Below are 16654 nucleotides of genomic sequence, written 5' to 3'. Positions count from 1 at the left end.
TGGACTGTCTGGCGCTCACTTGACCGCGCCCTGTGTCAGCCCTTTCACGATGTAGCGCTGGGCGATGAGCAGGAGGAGGAGGGCAGGCAGGATCGACAGCGCAGCGCTCGCGGCCATCTGGGTGTAGAGGATCTCGAAATCCTGCGCGAACTTGGCGATGGCGACCGGTACGGTTGCCGTCTGTTTCATGGTGAGCGTCAAGGCGACGGCGAACTCATTCCAGGAAAAGACGAATGTCAGGACCGCCGTCGCGGCGAGGCCCGGCGCGATGATCGGCAGCACGACGTGGCGCAGCAGGATCGGCGTCGACGCGCCATCGAGCAATGCCGCTTCTTCCAGCTCCTTGGGGACGTCCCTGACAAAGACGCTCATCAGCCAGATCGCCATCGGCAGGTTGAGGGTCGTGTGCGCCAGGATCAGCCCGGTGAAGGTGTTGTCGAGGCCGACCGTGCGCGCCATCGTGTACCAGGCGCTGGCGAGAGCGACCGGCGGGATCATGTGGAAGATCAGCGTCCATGCCAGGAAGATGTTCGGTATCCAGCGCGGCCAGCGCATCCGATGGAGCGACCAGGCGGCGGTTGTCGCGACAACCAGGCACAGGGCCGTGCTGGTGATGCCGACGACCAGCGAGTTCCGATAGTTTACCAGGAAGTCCGAGGTCTTCGAGAACAGGACTTCCCCGAAATTGAAGAAGACGGGCGTGAAGAAGACATCGCCCATCAGCAGCGAGATCTGCGTCCGGAACCCGGCCGCAACCGTCCAGATCACGGGAAGCACGATGAGCAGCGCAAAGCCGATCAGCACGGCGTGCACCAGGGCGGAGCGGACTCTGTGGACAGCAACGAAACTCATGCGGCGGCATCCGAACGCTTGCGGGCCGAGAGCGCCACGACCAGCAGAAGGGAAACGATGAAGATCACGGCGACCGACATGGCGGAGCCGTAACCGATGCGGTCTTCCGTGAAGAAGCGCTGGTAGAGCGTGAAGGAGACGACCTCCGTGGACGTCCCCGGGCCACCGCTGGTCAAGAGGTAGACTTCGTCGAAGACCTTGAACGCGAGCACCAGCCGAAAGGCGAAGGTCACGATGAGCGTTGGGACCAGAAGCGGCAGCGTGACGAACCGGAATTCCTGCCAGGAGGTCGCTCCGTCGATGCGTGCCGCCTCGAACACGTCTTGCGGAAGCGCCTCGATGCCGGCCAGAAACAGCAGGAAGCAGAACGGCGTCCAGTGCCAGATGTCGACCAGAACCACAGACAGCAGCGCCGTCTCCCTAGCTCCCAGCCAGTCGTGCGGAGCCATGCCGATCAGTCCCAGCGCCTGGTTGACCGGGCCGAAGTCGAAGTTGAGCATGAGCTTCCAGATGGCGCCGATGACGATGCCGGGGATCAGGATGGGCAGGATGAAGATCGCGCGATAGAGGACACGTCCGCGTGTGACCTTGCTGCAGAGGAGCGCCAGCAGCAGGCCGAGCACCATCTGGCCGGAGACGGCCGAGAGCGCGAAGACGAAGGTGTTGGACAGGCCGGCGCGGAACAAGGCGTCGGAGGGAAGCGCCGCATAGTGCGCGAGGCCGGCATTGCTTCGGACCGCTTGTCCGCCCGACCACAGAATGTCCTGAAAGCTGCTCACAAAGAGATTGGCCAGCGGCAGGGCGGTCAGCAGCACCATGAGCCCCAACGCCGGCGAGAAGGTCAGCCATCGCCAGAGCCGGTCGTCTCCGAGTGCCGCGCCGCCGGCACGCGAGGCCGGCTCGAAGGCTGCCTGGGAGGGAAGCGATGTCGTGCTCATGACAAAGGACCTTCGAACCCTAATGCATGTCGCCCAAAGCATGCCCTCGGGCTTAAACCGGGGGTGCGCAGCGGTTTTAGGACAACGACATGCATAAAAACAAAGACTTAAAGCGCCGGCTTAATCCGTTTCGACGCGACACGCTCTAGCGCAACGGCTCCAATTCGGCGGTCTTGTATTTGTATTTCTCCATCACTGTGTGGATCTCGCCGGCCATGCCGTTCAGGGCATCCACCGGCGTGATTTCACCCGCGACGGCGCGGTTAAGCCCAAGCTCCAGCACCGCGATGACTTCGCTGGCTTCCGGGAACTGGTAGATGTTCACCGCATGCGGCAGCGATTGCGCCAGTGGTTTCATCCAGCGGTAGCGGCGCTCCTCGGCAATCGGCTCCTTGTAGACCGCGGCATGGGTCGGAATGCCCCCGGCCTCAGCGGTGGCCAGCTGCGCCTCCTTGGTCTGGAACCAGCGGAGGAATTCCAAGGCGGCGCGCTTGCGATCGTCGGGCACGTTGTGCGCGATGCCCGCCAGCCAGTGTCCCAGTCCCGGAGCGGTCGGAAGACCCGGCAATGACGGGGTGGGCGCGAACTCGACCATGTCGACGACGGCGGACTTGTTCGGGTCGTCCATCTGCGACCAGGCCGCGATGACCATCATGATGTGCGCGGCGTTGCCGGTGACCATGGCCTGAATGACTTCCGCCTGGTCGCTTGCCGCTGTCTTCGGATGGCCGGCTTCCTTGGCAAGGCGAACATAGTATTCCAGCGCTTCGCGGCCTTCGGCGCTGTTCAGCGTGACGGAGTAGTCGCCGGCGGACTGGTCTTTGAAGATACCGCCGCCGTGACCGTAGAGATAGGGATAGAAATCGTAGGCGACCGTGTGCGGCCCGCGCGCGCCACGCTGCACGATGCCGTAGCGCTCCGGCGGGTTGTGAAGCTTGCGTGCGTTGGCCTCGAGCTCGGCGAACGTCTTCGGCGCCGACAGCCCCGCTTCCTGATAGAGATCGCCGCGATAATAGAGCAGCGGAATGAGCGGCGACACCGGGACCGACATCAGTTTTCCGTCCGGCGTAACCGTTTTCTTGTCCGCGTTGTAGAAAACCGTGTCGCCGAGTGTGTACACGTCCGGATCGAGCTTGAAGCCTGGATCGATATCGGTCAGCGGCGAGACGAATCCGCCGGCATACATCTCGGTGAACCATCCCGAGTTCATGATCAGGATGTCGTACTGACCCTGTGCCGCCCGGACGGAGTTGCGTTGCTTCTCGAGCGAACCGGCAAACGGGTTCACGTCGAGTTCGACGGTGTTGCCGGTTTCGGATTCATAGAGCTCGACCGTCTTGCGGAAACTCTCGAACCAGGGCGACTGGTTGATTACGATCGTGATCGGCGCGACGGTCTGCCCCCAGAGCGGCCGGATCATGCTTGCGGTGGCGGCAGCGCCGATCCCCATGAGCGCCGTGCGCCGGTTGATTGCGAACTTTCTCATCGGTTCCTCCCTTGGACGGCCTCCACCGTCGGCAGCAAGATGGCCATAAAAGAAGCATTCCGACAAATGAATAGATCGACCAGAATCATGCCATTTTGGCATGACTCAGTCGCTTTTTGTTTGAGCATCGGATCTTCCCCAAAACCGGTTTCCACTTTTGGGTCCGATGCTCTAGTTGGTCGGCTCGCGCGCGCAAATCTCGACCAGTTCGTCGATGATTGCTTCCGCCGCGGGGGACAGCCACGAGTCCTTGCGCGTGATGATGCCGGCGCTGCGCATGGCCGCCACCTCGGGAACATCGAGGATGACGACGCCGGTCGCTTCAGGGGTCTTCAGCGTGGTCGTCACCGTGAAGGTCAGCGCATCGGAAAAGCGCACCATCTGCAGAAGGAAAGCCATCGATTTGGTCTCGACGACGGCATTGGGCGGCGCGAGATCCTTGGAAATGAAGACAGACCGAAATCTTTGGTGCGCGCGCGTCGCTTCCGGCGGCATGGCCCATGGAAATCGGAGCAGGTCCGGCAGCGAGAGCTTGGGCTGGCCTTGCAGTTCGTGACCGGCCCGGCAGCAGACGCATAGACGGTCGGATGTGAGCGGGCGCAGATCGAGGTCGCGGACTTCGTCCTTGGGGGGAAGCTCGGCGATCACCATGTCCAGTTCGCCGCGACGCAATGCGCGCAGCAGCGCATCGTCATAGCCACCTTCGACATTGACCTTGATAGAAGGGTTCTTGCCGGTGGCGATGGCCACGGCGCGCGGCAGGTGCCGACGCAGCCATGCGGGACCGGCGCCGATCAGCACGGTGCCGTATTTCCCGCCGCGCAGGCTCTCGATCTCGCTTTTCGCGTCACCGAACTGGACGCGTATCGCTTCGGCATGACGCAGCAGGCTTTGGCCGTAAGGGGTGAGGTCGACGCCGCGTGGCATTCGTTCAAACAGCGAAACGCCGAGTTCCAGCTCCAATGAGCGGATCGTCTTTGTCAGCGTCGGCTGTGATACACCGAGTTTTGCGGCGGCGACGGTCACGCTCTTGTGGGCCGCGACCGTCAGAAAATACTCCAATTGCCGGATGTTCAACGAACTCACCTACGAGCCAGGGACCAGTTCATCATCCCTGATCGACGTATGTCGCTCAAGCGGGTCGTTCGACGCAATTCCCGGCCCGTTCATCCCGGAACGAAGCCTTGTGAAGAATGCGCGGAAACCTGGAAACAAAAACCCGCCTCGGGGGCGGGTCGTTGGCGCAAATCAGCACCATGAATAAATTCCTAGCATAACTGCCGTCACCTGTCAAGTTGAAACTACCCAAAGTTGCAGGGAAATCGCCTCGGTTTTGCGCTGCCCCTTGTATCTGCATGGAAGCGATTGCCCTGAGCTCGCGTTTCCTGACGGGGCGAACACGCCGTCGCATCATCGAGCCATGCGGCGCAGGGCCAGGACGGCGACAGTGGCGCCCACTGCCAGAAGCGGCAGCCAGGCTTGCGGATCGCCCATGGCATGGAGCGTCAGGCCGCTGAGCAGCAGCCACAGCAGCGGGATCGGAAACAGCAGCGGCGCAGACCCGCCGCTTGCCGCAAGCAGGACGCCGAGTGCCGCGATCGCCGTCGGGTCCGGCGCGATGCCGAAGACCTCGGCGCTTGCCCATGGCCGCCCGAAGAGCGGCGGCAGGAGGGGATAGGCGACGAGGCCAACGACCATGATCAGCAGCCCGAGCCGCCCCGCCATGTCCCGCCGGTCGAAGGCGAGGCCGCCCCGTGCGGCACCGCCGATCGCCAGCAGCAGCGCCTGCAGGCCGAAGGCCGGCGCGACATAGACGACCGCCCAGTTGATCGCGGCATAGCGGCTCCACAGGAAGGACCAGCCGACGAAGGCAAAGAGCGCGGCGAGGACGAGCGCAATCCACAGACCATGGCGACGCGGCCGCCTAAGCACGAGCAGCACAATGGCAAGGCCAGCGGCGAGCGTCAGGAGATGCAGCGGCCAGAGTGCAGCATTGTGCAACTCGAACATGCGCCAGTAGACGCGCGGCGAGAAGAGCAGGAAATCTTCCAGCCGGTAGGTCCACCATTCCGACATCTAAGCAGACATTCGCGGGTTGCCCCGCGAATGCTCGTTTAGAGTCCTTTGTTTGCCGCAGGTTCTCATCGCAAAACCGAGGGACACTTTTGCGGAACCTGCTTGGTGTTTGCCGCAGGTTCTCATCGCAAAACCGTGGGACACTTTTGCGGAACCTGCTTAGAGGTCCCGGACGTAGGCGGCCATCCGCTCGCGCATGGCCGCGTCGGGAAGGGGACCGGTCGCGGCCATCATGTTCTCGCGCACATGGTCGACGCGGGTCGTGGCGGGGATGGCGACGGTGACGGAGGGATGCGAAAGGATGAACTTCAAGATGAATTGCGCCCAGGTCCGGGCACCGATCTCGGCCGCCCAGTCCGGCAGCGTCTCGCCTTCGAGCCGACGCGTCAGCGCGCCCTGCCGAAACGGCCGGTTGACGATGACGGCCATGCCGCGCTCGGCCGCCAGCGGCAGGAGCCGCTCCTCGGCCTCGCGGTCGACGACGTTGTAAGTGAGCTGCACGAAATCGAGCGGATGCGCGCGCATAACTTGTTCGAACAGATCGTGCCGCCGTCCTTCGGACGTCGTGATGCCGACATGACGGAGGCGCCCGTCCGCCTTCATGGCGAACAAGGTTTCGAGATGTGTCTCCCAATCGACGAGGTTGTGGACCTGCATGAGATCGAAGCGCGGCACACCCCAGAAGCGGCGCGACTGCTCGATCTGAGCGGGTCCGTCGGCGGAGGAGGTCCAGACCTTCTCGGCGGAAAACAGCGCTTCGGGCCGGCCGAGCTTTTCGAGGCCGTAGCCGATCACCGGCTGCGAGGAGCCGTACATGGGCGAGGAATCGATCATGCGGCCGCCTGCCTCGAAGAAGGCCGCGATCACGTCGGCGCATTCGTCGCGCAGCACCGGATCGTCGCCGACATTGAAAGTGATCCAGGTGCCGAGGCCCACGGCGGGAAGCATCTCTCCCGAGGAGGGTACGGCCCGCATCAGCGGTGCAGGCGGCGCACCGGGCGCGGCTCCCGGCAACGCGAAAGCCGCTCCGGAAGCGGCGGCAGCCTTCACGAATGTCCTACGGGTGATGATCATCGTGCGCCATCCCTGTACTTCGGGCCCCAAGAAAGGTTCCGGGCGACCGGCCTTCGCAAGGCCGATCGGCGGAAGCCGGCGGTCGGTCTTTAGCGACTGTTCGGAATATAGAACGTCTGCCTGAAATAGGAACGAAACGCCTCCATGGCAGGGGTGAACTGGGCGTTGCGCCGCCAGGCCAGGCCGACATCCATCGCCGGGTTACCGCGCCGCGCCTAAGATCGTTTGCGATAGTGCCGCACATGGTCGATGAGCGCCCTCAGCTTCGGCGTCACGGTGCGGCGGCTCGGGAAGTACAGGAAGAAGCCGGCGAAGGGCGGCAACCAGTCGGAAAGGATCGAGACGATCTCGCCGCGCTCGAGATGGGGCCGGAAGGTTTCCTCCATGCCGAAGGTGATGCCGCCGCCGGCGAGTGCCGTGCGGATCATCAGGAGCATGTCGTTGGTGGTGATCTGCGGCTCGACCGAGACGTCGAAGGCGCGACCGTCCTTCTCGAATTCCCAGCGATAGGGTGCGGTGTGCGGCTGCGGCCGCCAGCCGATGCAGCGGTGGCGGACGAGATCGCGCGGATGCTCTGGCGTGCCGTGGCCCGCGAGATAGTGCGGCGTCGCCACCGCAACCTGGCGCTGGTCGCCCGTCAGCGGCACCGCGATCATGTCGCGTTCGATGACCTCGCCGAGGCGCACGCCGGCGTCGAAGCCGGCTGCGACGATGTCGAATTCCAGATCAGTCACCGTCACGTCGAGGGTGACGCCGGGATGCGCCTCGCTGAAGGAGGTGATCAGCGGTCCGGACAGGAACTCCTCGGCGATCGAGGTGACAGCGATCCGCAAGAGACCGCGGGGCTCCTCCGCCGAGCCGGACGCCGCTTCGAGGGCGTTCGCGATCTCGGCCAATGGCGCCGAGACCTGGGCCAGGAAGCGCTCGCCGGCCTCGGTCAGGCGCACGCTGCGGGTGGTGCGCAGGAACAGCGCCTGGCCGAGCGCCGTCTCCAGGCGCCGCACGCCCTGGCTTACCGCCGAGCGCGTTACCCCGAGCCGGTCGGCCGCGGCGCGGAAATTGCCCGTCTCCGCGACCGCGGCGAACAGGGTGAGGAGGTTGAGATCGATCTGCATTGGTTAGTGTTCCTAACCATAAGGTCCAGTTCGCGGCAAGTTATATCGACAGCGGGCGATTGCTATCTTCCGAGCATCGATGGCGGGCGCACGGGTGCGCTCCGCCAACATCACGGAGACAGCAATGACCAATCTGCCCAATACCTATGATCTCACCGGCAAGGTGGCGCTCGTGACCGGCGCCCGTCGCGGCATCGGACGCGCCACGCTCGACCTGTTGCGCGCCCGCGGCGCCCGGATCGTCGCCTCCGACCTCTCCGACGAGGTCCAAGCGCTCGAAGCCGGCGATGTCGCCACGCTGGTCGGCGACGTTGCGGACGAGGGCCTCGCCCGGCGCTCGGTCGAGCTCGCCCGCGAGCGCTTCGGCCGGCTCGACATCGTCGTCAGCAATGCCGGACGAACCCTCAACAAGCCGCTGACCGAGACCTCGGTCGAGGAATACGACCGCATCTTCCAGATCAACGCCCGCGGCGCCTTCGTCACGATCCGGGCGGCGGTGCCGCTGATGGAGGAGGGCGGCGCCGTCGTCATCAATGCCTCGCTGTCGGCGACGACGGCGTTCCCGACGCAGGCGGCCTATGCCTCGTCCAAGGCGGCCTCAGCGCAGCTCGCCCGCATCGTCGCGGTCGAGTACGGCCGCCGCGGCATCCGCTGCAACGTGGTCCTGCCCGGCGTCATCGATACCGACATCATGGAAGGCGTGGTCGAGAACGGCCGGGAGATGCTGCGCAGCTTCGGCGACGCCCACCCGATCGGGCGCATCGGCCGCCCGGAGGAGGTGGCCGAGGCGATCGCCTTCCTCGCTTCCCCCGCCTCGAGCTTCATCACCGGGGCACAGCTCTTCGTCGACGGCGGCTATACGGCGCAGTGAGCGTTCAGCCCGTCACAGCCAACACAATACAGGAGGTTGCCATGACCATCGACCAGGTCGTTCTCATCACCGGCGCTTCCAGCGGTATCGGGGAGGCCACCGCGCGTGTCCTCGCCGACGCCGGCGCCACTCTCATGCTGGGCGCGCGGCGGACCGATCGGCTCGCCACACTCGTCGAGGAGATCGAGGCGAAGGGCGGTAAGGCCGCCGCCCGCGCCCTCGACGTGACCGAACGCGCCAGCATGAAACTCGTCGCCGAGGCGCGGCAGCGGTTCAGCCGGATCGACGTCCTCGTCAACAATGCTACGCTGTTCTCAGTTGGCAACTTCCGCAACCGTTAGGTAGGCTCGCATGGAAAGCCGTCCCTTCACGATCCACGTAACCGACGAAGCCATAAAAGATCTGCACCGCCGCCTGCGGAATGGTCATTGGCCCGATTCGATCGATGCAGACAGCTGGGACGACGGCACCAGCCTTTCGTTCCTCAAGTGCCTGCGAGACCACTGGCTGCACCAGTTCGACTGGAGGATGCAGGAGTGTCGCCTGAACCGGTTGCCGCAGTATGTTTCGACGATCCGGGGCCTCGACATCCACTTCGTGCACCAGCCGGGGGTGGGCCCGGCGCCCATGCCACTCATCCTCACGCATGGCTGGCCGGGTTCATTCGTGGAGATGGAGCGCATCATCCCCCTTTTGGCCGATCCGGGCGCCCATGGCGGCGATCCCGCAGACGCGTTCCACGTCGTCGTGCCATCGCTGCCCGGCTACGGCTTCTCGCAAGCGCCTGCCGTTGCTGGCGTCAGTGCTCGGGAGATCGCTGCCATGTGGCGAGAGCTCATGGGCGGACTTGGTTATGATCGCTTCGCAGCCCAAGGAGGCGACATCGGAGCGGGCGTCTCGTGCTGGCTGGCGCGCTGTTTTCCCGAGAGCCTCCTTGGCGTCCATCTCAACTACATCCCCGGCAGCTTCCGGCCGGGTCGGGACGAAAGCACGGCGCCGCTGTCCGGCGAAGAGATGGCTTTCCTCGACAAGGCGGCGGCCTTCGCGGCAGCCGAGGGCGCCTACGCGGCGCTCCAGGCCACCAAGCCGCTGACCCTGGCCTTTGCGCTCTCCGACAGTCCCATCGGTCTGGCTGCCTGGATTGCCGAGAAATTTCGCGCCTGGAGCGATTGCGGCGGCGAACTCGGGCGCGCGATACCTATCGATACCTTGCTTACCGATATTTCGATCTACTGGTTCTCCGGCAACATCGCTGCGTCGTTGCGACTGTACAAGGAAATGCGCCTTCAGCCGCTGACCTTCGAGGCGGGCGAGCGGGTGAGCGTGCCGTTCGGAGTGACCGTCTTCCCGCGCGAGCTGCCTATGCCCCCGCGCTCCTGGGTCGAACGCGCGTTCAATGTTGTGCGCTGGACCCACATGCCTGCGGGCGGCCATTTCGCGGCAATCGAGCAACCGGAGGCGCTGGCCGAGGAAATCCGAACGTTCTTCAGGCCGCTTCGTTCAAGGTGCGATATTTAGGACTGAACCGTTAATGCGCTGAACTCAAGCTACCACTGCCAAGCCCGGCGAAGCACGCAAGCGGGCTATGTCGCGCGCCGGTGGTTCTCCGAAGTGACGGCGGTATTCGCGACTGAACTGCGATGGGCTTTCGTAACCGACGCGGAAGGCAGCAGTCGTGGCGTCGATGTCCTGGACCAGCATCAGGCCGCGCGCGTCGTGCAGCCTGAGCTGCTTCTGGAATTGCAGCGGCGTCATCGCAGTCACGGCGCGAAAATGCTCGTGCAGGCTCGACGGACTCATGCCCACTTCCGCGGCAAGGCGCTCGATGCTGAACCGCTCCCGGAAGTTCCGCCGGATCCAGGCGATGGCGCGGCCGACCTGGGCTACCCGGCCCTGACCCGTGGTGATGTGGCGCATCCTGGCGCCGTCCGGGCCGGTTAGCAGGCGGTAGAGAATTTCCTGCTCGGCAAGTGGCCCGAGCACGGGCAGCGCTGCCGGATCGTCGAGCAGGCGCAGCAGATGCAGCGCCGCGTTGAGCAGATCGGCGCTGGCGTCGGACACCGTCTTGCCTATCGGCGGGGCGGGGGCTCCCGGCAGCGGCGGCACGCGCAACGCCAACTCCCCCAGCATGACCGGATCGAAATCGAGGTACAGACAGAGATAGGGCTTGCCAGGCGTCGCCTCGATCACTTGGCCTGTTACCGGTAGGTCGTAGGTCACGATTCCATAGCGCCCCGGTGCAGGAGCCGGCGGTAAGAGCGGCGAACTTTTCAAGTCGAAACGTACCGCCGCTCCATCTTTTTGTTCGAGCATCGGATTTTCCCAAAACCGGTACCACCCCCGGTCAGGCCCGAGGGCAGGCTTCGGGGCCAATGCCTTAGCGACTGTTCGGAATATAGAACGTCTGCCTGAAATAGGAACGGAACGCCTCCATGGCAGGGGTGAATTGGGCATTGCGCCGCCAGGCCAGGCCGACATCCATCGCCGGGATAGGGTCGCTTGGGACCAGGGTTTCGATGCGCTTGCCTTCCAGCGACCATGGCCGCAGGACCATGTCCGAGAGAATTGCGACGCCCTGTCCGTTGGCAACCATCGAACGCACCGCCTCGACGGACGATGTGCGCAGCGTGACGGAGGGCTGATAGGGCGTCTTGCTCCAGTATTTCAGCGAGGTGTGCGCCGCCTCATCGACGGTCAGCATGATGTAGGGTTCTTGCGAAATCTCCTTCAGGCCGACGGATTCCCGCTGCAGGAGGTGATGCTTGGAGGCGACCCAGAGCCGGCGTCGCGAGCCCAGCAGCGTTTCGGTCGAGAGATCCGGATTGAGCACGTTCGAGGTGAGCAGGACGGCGATGTCATACCGGTTGGACAGAAGACCCTCCTCGATCGCCTCGCGGTTGAGCTCGAAAAGCTGGATGTCGAGCTTCGGAAAATTGCGCTTCAGCTTCTCCAGATGGTTGGGCAGGAAATAGCCGATCACCGTATAGGTCGCGGCGACCGTGAGGCTGCCCTCGAGATCGTTGGCCGGCACGTTCAGGCTGGTCGCTTCCTGCACCTTGTTGAGGATGTCGTAGGCGTGGAACAGGAACTGGCGCCCCGCCGCCGTGAGTTCCATGCCTTGGGGGGAGCGGACAAACAGGTCGGCGCCGATCACGCGCTCCAGCTCCTTGATCGCCGTCGTGATCGCCGACTGCGAAATGGCGAGGTCGACCGCCGCTTGCGAAATCTGGCCCTGCTCGGCGGTAGAGACGAAATAGCGGATTTGACGCAGGCTGATCGACACCTGAGGAAGCCTTCTGTTTCTCTGAGACAGCCGGCTCTTATTTTCTGAAAATACGATACGCGCAACTTCTTTGTGCAGCCGTTGCTTTTTTTGATCGCACAGCGTGCCCGTGTTTCTGGCGGTATTCTGCACTTTCCGCTCCAGCGCCATCCAAAACAGGTATCTGAAAATCAGAATGTCAAATTCTGAGAATAGAATTTTTCAATGCTTCGTTGCCGCGTTAACGTTCAGAAAACAAGAAGACGGGAACCGCGCTGTCGATCAGCGCCAGGATTGCAAAGGGAGCAACGTGCCGGTCACGATTGTCGACATCAATTGCGATATGGGTGAGGCGTTCGGCCAATGGCGGCTGAGCGAGACCGACGATGCCAGGCTGATGGAGCTGATCAGCTCCGCCAACATCGCCGCCGGTTTCCATGCTGGCGATCCCAACCTGATGGACGCCACGGTACGGCTTGCGACCCAGCACGGCGTCGGCATCGGCGTGCATCCGGGCTACCGGGACCTGCAAGGCTTCGGCCGCCGCAAGATCAACGGCAATGACGACGAGATCATCAACGACATCGTCTACCAGATCGGCGCGCTGCGCGAATTCGCACGCCGTCACGGCGCCAATTTGCAGCACGTCAAGCCGCACGGCGCGCTCTACATGGAACTCGCCGCCAACGAGGCGCTGTCGCGATCCTTCGTCAGGCTGATGCGCACCGTCGCGCCAAACGCCTTCGTCTTCTGCATGGGGATGTCGGAGACCTATCGGATCGCCACCGAGGCCGGCCAGCCGGTCATCAGGGAGTTCTACGCCGACCGGGACTATGATCGCTCCGGTTCGATCGTGTTCACGCGCCATGTCGGCAAGCTCGATCCGGCCGCAATCGCCGACAAGGTCGTGCGCGCCTGTCTCGAGGGCAAGGTCCGCACCGTCGACGGCGCCGATATCGACATCGGCTTCGAGTCGATCTGCTTCCATTCCGATACGCCGGGTTGCCTGAAAATCGCCGGCGCCATGCGTTCCGCCCTGGTCGCGAACGGGATCCGGATCGCGCCGGTGTCGGAAGTGCCCACACAACAGGCCCAAGCCGCGAGGGGTTCCAAATGAGCAAAGCCGAAATCAAGTCGCCGCTGCCAGGCATGTTCTACCGCAGGCCGTCGCCCGAAAGCGCGCCGTTCAAGAACGATGGCGACACTGTCTCCGCGGCCGACGTGATCGGCATCGTCGAGGTGATGAAGTCGTTCCATGAAGTGACGGCCGGCGTCGACGGCAACGCGATCCGCTTCCTTGTCGACGACGCCGACGCGGTGATGGCCGGCCAGGCGCTTGCCGAGGTCGAGGCATGACCATCCATTCCGTCCTGGTGGCCAATCGGGGCGAGATCGCGGTGCGGATCATCCGCGCGGCGAAAGCCCTGGGGCTGCGGACCGTGCAGGTGCACAGCCAGGCCGATGCCGGCTCGCTGGCGGTGAAGCTCGCCGACGAGGCGATCGACATAGGCCCGGCCGCGGCGAAGAAATCCTATCTCAACATCGAGGCGGTGCTCGCGGCGGCTAAGGCGGCGAAGGTCGATGCCATCCATCCCGGCTACGGCTTCCTGTCGGAGAATGCCGACTTCGCCGAAGCGGTAGCTGCGGCGGGAATGAAGTTTGTCGGGCCGAACGCAGCGGCGATCCGGCTGCTCGGCGACAAGGTCGCGGCGCGCCAGGTCGCGGCCAGGGCCGGCGTGCCGACGGTGCCGGGCAGCGACGGGCGCGTCTGCGACCTCGCCGAGGCGGCGGCGATCGTCTCGCGCATCGGCTTTCCCGTGATGATCAAGGCGGCGGCCGGCGGCGGCGGCAGAGGCATCCGCATCGCCCACGGCCTCGAGGAATTCGAGCGTCATTTCCCGCAGGCTTCGGCTGAGGCCGCGGCGGCTTTCGGCGATGGCGGCCTCTACATCGAGAAGGTGATCGAGAAGGCGCGTCATATCGAGGTGCAGATCCTCGGCGACGGCACGAATTTCGTCCATTGCTACGAGCGCGAGTGCTCGCTGCAACGACGCCGGCAGAAGGTCTGGGAGGAAGCCCCGGCGGCCGGACTGCCGGCCGAGGTCCGCAAACGACTGTGTGACAGCGCCGTCGCCCTGGCGCGCTCGGTCGGCTACAGCGGCGCCGGTACGGTCGAGTATCTTTACGACGACGCCAGCCGCGATTTCTATTTCATCGAGGTCAACACCCGCATCCAGGTCGAGCATCCGGTGACGGAGATGATCACCGGGCTCGATCTCGTCCAGGAGATGCTGCGCATCGCCGGCGGTCAGCCCTTGTCGGTCAGCCAGGACGATATCGCCATTGCCGGCCACGCCATCGAGTGCCGGATCAACGCCGAGGATCCGCACAGGGGTTTCATGCCCGGCCCGGGCACGGTGGACACGCTTGCCGTGCCGGAAGGCGAGGGCATCCGTTTCGACACCATGCTGTTTGCCGGCTACGCGGTGCCGCCGTTCTACGATTCGCTGCTGGGAAAGCTGATCGTGCATGGCGCCGATCGCGCCGCCTGCCTGGCGAAGCTGCGCACGGCGCTGGCCGGCCTCGGCATATCAGGCATTCCGACGACCGTGCCGCTGCATCAGGCGCTCGCTGCCGATGCCGACGTGGCGGCCGGGCGCTTCCACACGCGTTTTCTCGAGAACTGGCTGGAAACGAAATTCGCCGCCCCACCAAGCGGCACGAGAGAGGTGGCCTGATGCAAAACCGCTATTCATTCGGAGGCGACGAGCATCTCTTCGTCGAGTGCGACGAGAGCATGTCGCTGGAGGCGTTTTTCAAAAGCCTGTCGATGACCAACGCCGTGCGCGACAGCCAGATCAAGGGCGTCACCGAGATATGCCCGGCCAACGCCTCGTTTCAGATCAAGTTCAATCCCGACATCATCCGGCCCGACGACATGCTGCGCGAAGTGCAGGCGATTGAAAGCGCGGCCAGTAAAACCGATCCGGTGATCGCAACGAGGATCATCGAAATTCCGGTGTTCTACCAGGATCCCTGGACGCACGAGACGCTGATGCGTTTTCGCGAGCGGCACCAGGATCCGAAGGCCACCGATCTCGAATATGCCGCCCGGATCAATAACTATTCGACGGTCGACGACTTCATCGCTGCCCATGCCGGGTCGCCCTGGTTCGTGTCGATGGTCGGCTTCGTCGCCGGGCTGCCCTTCATGTACCAGATGGTCGACCGGCCACGGCAGATCCAGGTGCCGAAATACCTCAGGCCCCGCACCGATACGCCCAAGCTCACCATCGGCTATGGCGGCTGCTTTTCCTGCATCTATTCGGTGCGCGGCGCCGGTGGCTACCAGATGTTCGGCATCACGCCGATGCCGATCTTCGATCCGGAGCAGAAGACCAGCTACCTCCGCGATTTCATGGTGTTCTTCCGTCCCGGCGACATCGTCAAGTTCAAGCCGATCGGGCGCGAAGAATACGACCATACGGTCGAGGACGTCGCCGCCGGCCGGTTCGCGCCGGCAATCAGCGACGTCACCTTCGACCTGCGCGAATTCCAGAAGGACATCGACGGCTACAACGCCAGGCTGGAGGGCATGATCAATGGCCGTTAAGGTACTCAATCCGGGGCTTTCGACCACGGTTCAGGATCTTGGCCGTCCGGGCTATTTTCATCTCGGCATCCCGATCGGCGGCGCCATGGACCGGCTGGCGCTGCGCGCCGCCAACCTGATCGTCGGCAATGACGAGGGAGCGGCCGGCCTCGAGGCGGTGTTCATCGGGCCGCATCTCGAATTCACCCGCGACGCGCTAATCGCGGTCACCGGCGCCGACATGCCGATAAAGCTCGACGGCGAGGAACAGCCGTCCTGGACCGCGCTGAAGGTAAGGGCAGGCCAGGTGCTGAGCTTCGGTTTCCTTAAGACCGGCGCGCGCATCTACATCGCGATCGCCGGCGGCATCGACGTGCCGATCGCGCTCGGCAGCCGCTCGACTTACCCGATCGGCGCGCTGGGCGGCTTCAAGGGCCGCGCCATCGCCAAGGACGACGAGCTGCCGGTCGGCACCGCCGCCGCCGGCAAGGAAGGGCGCAGCATTCCGGAAGCGCTGCGCCGGCGGCCGGGAATGCCGGCCGAACTGCGGGTTCTGCCGGGTCTCTATTGGCACCGTGTCACCGAGGAGACGCACCGGAACTTCTTCGACGACCAGTGGAAGGTGGCGCCCGAGGCCGACCGCATGGGCTACCGATTTCGCGGCGGCCGGCCGTTGCAATTCGTCGAGCGCGACCAGCCCTTCGGGGCCGGCTCGGATCCATCGAACATCGTCGACAGTTGCTACCCCTACGGCTCGATCCAGGTGCCGGGCGGCACCGAGCCGATCATCCTGCATCGCGATGCGGTCTCGGGCGGCGGCTACTTCATGGTCGGCACCGTCGTCTCGGCCGACATGGATCTGATCGGCCAATTGCAGCCGAACACACCGACATCTTTCGTCAAGGTCGACATGGACGGCGCGCTGAAAGCCCGCGCCGACCGGGCAGCATTGCTCGACAGGATCAGGAGCGTTTTCGACTGACATTTGGGCATTTGGGCAACTGGCATTTGGGTAAGTGCGGCCGAACCGTCCGGAAGACGGCGGCCGATAACAAGAAAGGGGAATGGCATGAGAAATCTCGGAAAAATGATGCTTGCAACGGCGGCAACCCTAGTTGCCGGCGCCGCCTACGCCGCCGACTGGTATCCCTACGACGCCGCCAAGATCGAGCCGGCCTTTGCCGCCGACGGCAAGTCGGTTGATGTCACCTACGAGCCGCTCGACAAGGCGACGAAGCCCTGGAACATCTGCGTCTCGTTTCCGCACATGAAGGACGCCTATTGGCTCGGCGTCGACTACGGCGTTGCCGAGGAGGCCAAGCGGCTCGGCGTCAAGATGAACCTGTCCGAGGCCGGCGGCTATACGGAGCTCGACAAGCAGATTTCGC

At 64.1% G+C, this 16654-nt stretch carries 17 protein-coding genes and 1 pseudogene; 8 read left to right on the top strand and 10 right to left on the bottom strand.

Translation table 11 applies throughout. The annotated features are described in order from the left end of the window. Positions 1-15: 15 nt before the first annotated feature. The 8 genes and pseudogenes from EJ066_RS29220 to EJ066_RS29185 all read right to left on the bottom strand — a co-directional run bounded on the left by EJ066_RS29220 (position 16) and on the right by EJ066_RS29185 (position 7541). Positions 16-852: a carbohydrate ABC transporter permease gene (locus tag EJ066_RS29220; protein WP_126043359.1), complete on the bottom strand. Its 837-nt coding sequence runs from the start codon at positions 850-852 to the stop codon at positions 16-18. Next, entirely contained in the window at positions 849-1790 is a 942-nt protein-coding gene (locus tag EJ066_RS29215) for a sugar ABC transporter permease (RefSeq protein ID WP_126043358.1), read from the bottom strand. The genes EJ066_RS29220 and EJ066_RS29215 overlap by 4 nt, the downstream gene beginning before the upstream one ends. A 145-nt stretch (positions 1791-1935) precedes the next feature. Then, a complete protein-coding gene (locus tag EJ066_RS29210; protein WP_189644395.1) occupies positions 1936-3276 on the bottom strand; it encodes an extracellular solute-binding protein in 1341 nt (446 codons plus the stop codon). A gap of 171 nt (positions 3277-3447) precedes the next feature. Further along, positions 3448-4353: a LysR substrate-binding domain-containing protein gene (locus EJ066_RS29205; protein WP_189644394.1), complete on the bottom strand. Its 906-nt coding sequence runs from the start codon at positions 4351-4353 to the stop codon at positions 3448-3450. 333 nt (positions 4354-4686) lie between these two features. Continuing rightward, positions 4687-5352 carry a DUF6064 family protein gene (locus EJ066_RS29200; protein WP_126043355.1) on the bottom strand — a complete coding sequence of 222 codons (666 nt, stop codon included), beginning with the start codon at positions 5350-5352 and terminating at the stop codon, positions 4687-4689. Between the two features lie 159 nt (positions 5353-5511). Continuing rightward, positions 5512-6327 carry an aldo/keto reductase gene (locus EJ066_RS29195; RefSeq protein WP_245455245.1) on the bottom strand — a complete coding sequence of 272 codons (816 nt, stop codon included), beginning with the start codon at positions 6325-6327 and terminating at the stop codon, positions 5512-5514. 188 nt (positions 6328-6515) lie between these two features. Beyond that, positions 6516-6626, bottom strand: a pseudogene (locus EJ066_RS32285) (LysR family transcriptional regulator); the annotation flags it as partial. Positions 6627-6641: 15 nt separating this feature from the next. Then, positions 6642-7541, bottom strand: coding sequence for a LysR family transcriptional regulator (locus EJ066_RS29185; protein WP_126043353.1), 900 nt, complete (start codon positions 7539-7541; stop codon positions 6642-6644). A 124-nt stretch (positions 7542-7665) separates the two neighbouring features. Here EJ066_RS29185 and EJ066_RS29180 point away from each other — a divergent pair, with 124 nt between their 5' ends. Genes EJ066_RS29180 through EJ066_RS29170 form a run of 3 tightly spaced genes read left to right on the top strand, consistent with a single transcriptional unit; the run spans position 7666 to position 9930 of the window. Further along, positions 7666-8412, top strand: coding sequence for an SDR family oxidoreductase (locus EJ066_RS29180; RefSeq protein ID WP_126043352.1), 747 nt, complete (start codon positions 7666-7668; stop codon positions 8410-8412). Positions 8413-8453: 41 nt separating this feature from the next. Then, complete coding sequence (locus EJ066_RS29175; protein ID WP_126043351.1) at positions 8454-8753, top strand: SDR family NAD(P)-dependent oxidoreductase; 300 nt, start codon at positions 8454-8456, stop codon at positions 8751-8753. 10 nt (positions 8754-8763) lie between these two features. Next, positions 8764-9930, top strand: coding sequence for an epoxide hydrolase family protein (locus EJ066_RS29170; protein ID WP_126043350.1), 1167 nt, complete (start codon positions 8764-8766; stop codon positions 9928-9930). A gap of 24 nt (positions 9931-9954) precedes the next feature. Here EJ066_RS29170 and EJ066_RS29165 read toward each other — a convergent pair whose 3' ends face one another. Further along, a complete protein-coding gene (locus EJ066_RS29165) occupies positions 9955-10725 on the bottom strand; it encodes an AraC family transcriptional regulator (RefSeq protein WP_245455020.1) in 771 nt (256 codons plus the stop codon). A gap of 64 nt (positions 10726-10789) precedes the next feature. Continuing rightward, the gene (locus tag EJ066_RS29160) at positions 10790-11695 is read right to left on the bottom strand and encodes a LysR family transcriptional regulator (RefSeq protein WP_126043349.1); all 906 of its coding nucleotides are present in this window, start codon (positions 11693-11695) and stop codon (positions 10790-10792) included. A gap of 289 nt (positions 11696-11984) precedes the next feature. Here EJ066_RS29160 and EJ066_RS29155 point away from each other — a divergent pair, with 289 nt between their 5' ends. Genes EJ066_RS29155 through EJ066_RS29135 form a run of 5 tightly spaced genes read left to right on the top strand, consistent with a single transcriptional unit; the run spans position 11985 to position 16248 of the window. Next, complete coding sequence (locus tag EJ066_RS29155; protein WP_245455019.1) at positions 11985-12791, top strand: 5-oxoprolinase subunit PxpA; 807 nt, start codon at positions 11985-11987, stop codon at positions 12789-12791. Beyond that, positions 12788-13030: an acetyl-CoA carboxylase gene (locus EJ066_RS29150; protein ID WP_126043347.1), complete on the top strand. Its 243-nt coding sequence runs from the start codon at positions 12788-12790 to the stop codon at positions 13028-13030. The genes EJ066_RS29155 and EJ066_RS29150 overlap by 4 nt, the downstream gene beginning before the upstream one ends. Beyond that, positions 13027-14412: an acetyl-CoA carboxylase biotin carboxylase subunit gene (locus EJ066_RS29145; protein WP_126043346.1), complete on the top strand. Its 1386-nt coding sequence runs from the start codon at positions 13027-13029 to the stop codon at positions 14410-14412. The genes EJ066_RS29150 and EJ066_RS29145 overlap by 4 nt, the downstream gene beginning before the upstream one ends. Continuing rightward, positions 14412-15287 carry an allophanate hydrolase subunit 1 gene (locus EJ066_RS29140; RefSeq protein WP_126043345.1) on the top strand — a complete coding sequence of 292 codons (876 nt, stop codon included), beginning with the start codon at positions 14412-14414 and terminating at the stop codon, positions 15285-15287. The genes EJ066_RS29145 and EJ066_RS29140 overlap by 1 nt, the downstream gene beginning before the upstream one ends. Next, a complete protein-coding gene (locus EJ066_RS29135; RefSeq protein ID WP_126043344.1) occupies positions 15277-16248 on the top strand; it encodes a biotin-dependent carboxyltransferase family protein in 972 nt (323 codons plus the stop codon). Before EJ066_RS29140 ends, EJ066_RS29135 begins: the two co-directional genes overlap by 11 nt. Positions 16249-16654 lie beyond the last annotated feature (406 nt).

The organism is Mesorhizobium sp. M9A.F.Ca.ET.002.03.1.2, from assembly GCF_003952365.1.
Taxonomy (GTDB): Bacteria; Pseudomonadota; Alphaproteobacteria; order Rhizobiales; family Rhizobiaceae; genus Mesorhizobium.
This window is presented reverse-complemented; position numbering and strand designations above follow the sequence as displayed.

Excerpts from the sequence above, each read along its gene's own strand:
- EJ066_RS29220 (WP_126043359.1), bottom strand. The coding sequence starts at position 852 with ATGAGTTTCGTTGCTGTCCACAGAGTCCGCTCCGCCCTGGTGCACGCC.
- EJ066_RS29215 (WP_126043358.1), bottom strand. The coding sequence starts at position 1,790 with ATGAGCACGACATCGCTTCCCTCCCAGGCAGCCTTCGAGCCGGCCTCG.
- EJ066_RS29210 (WP_189644395.1), bottom strand. The coding sequence starts at position 3,276 with ATGAGAAAGTTCGCAATCAACCGGCGCACGGCGCTCATGGGGATCGGC.
- EJ066_RS29200 (WP_126043355.1), bottom strand. The coding sequence starts at position 5,352 with ATGTCGGAATGGTGGACCTACCGGCTGGAAGATTTCCTGCTCTTCTCG.
- EJ066_RS29195 (WP_245455245.1), bottom strand. The coding sequence starts at position 6,327 with ATGCGGGCCGTACCCTCCTCGGGAGAGATGCTTCCCGCCGTGGGCCTC.
- EJ066_RS29185 (WP_126043353.1), bottom strand. The coding sequence starts at position 7,541 with ATGCAGATCGATCTCAACCTCCTCACCCTGTTCGCCGCGGTCGCGGAG.
- EJ066_RS29180 (WP_126043352.1), top strand. The coding sequence starts at position 7,666 with ATGACCAATCTGCCCAATACCTATGATCTCACCGGCAAGGTGGCGCTC.
- EJ066_RS29175 (WP_126043351.1), top strand. The coding sequence starts at position 8,454 with ATGACCATCGACCAGGTCGTTCTCATCACCGGCGCTTCCAGCGGTATC.
- EJ066_RS29170 (WP_126043350.1), top strand. The coding sequence starts at position 8,764 with ATGGAAAGCCGTCCCTTCACGATCCACGTAACCGACGAAGCCATAAAA.
- EJ066_RS29165 (WP_245455020.1), bottom strand. The coding sequence starts at position 10,725 with ATGCTCGAACAAAAAGATGGAGCGGCGGTACGTTTCGACTTGAAAAGT.
- EJ066_RS29150 (WP_126043347.1), top strand. The coding sequence starts at position 12,788 with ATGAGCAAAGCCGAAATCAAGTCGCCGCTGCCAGGCATGTTCTACCGC.
- EJ066_RS29145 (WP_126043346.1), top strand. The coding sequence starts at position 13,027 with ATGACCATCCATTCCGTCCTGGTGGCCAATCGGGGCGAGATCGCGGTG.
- EJ066_RS29140 (WP_126043345.1), top strand. The coding sequence starts at position 14,412 with ATGCAAAACCGCTATTCATTCGGAGGCGACGAGCATCTCTTCGTCGAG.
- EJ066_RS29135 (WP_126043344.1), top strand. The coding sequence starts at position 15,277 with ATGGCCGTTAAGGTACTCAATCCGGGGCTTTCGACCACGGTTCAGGAT.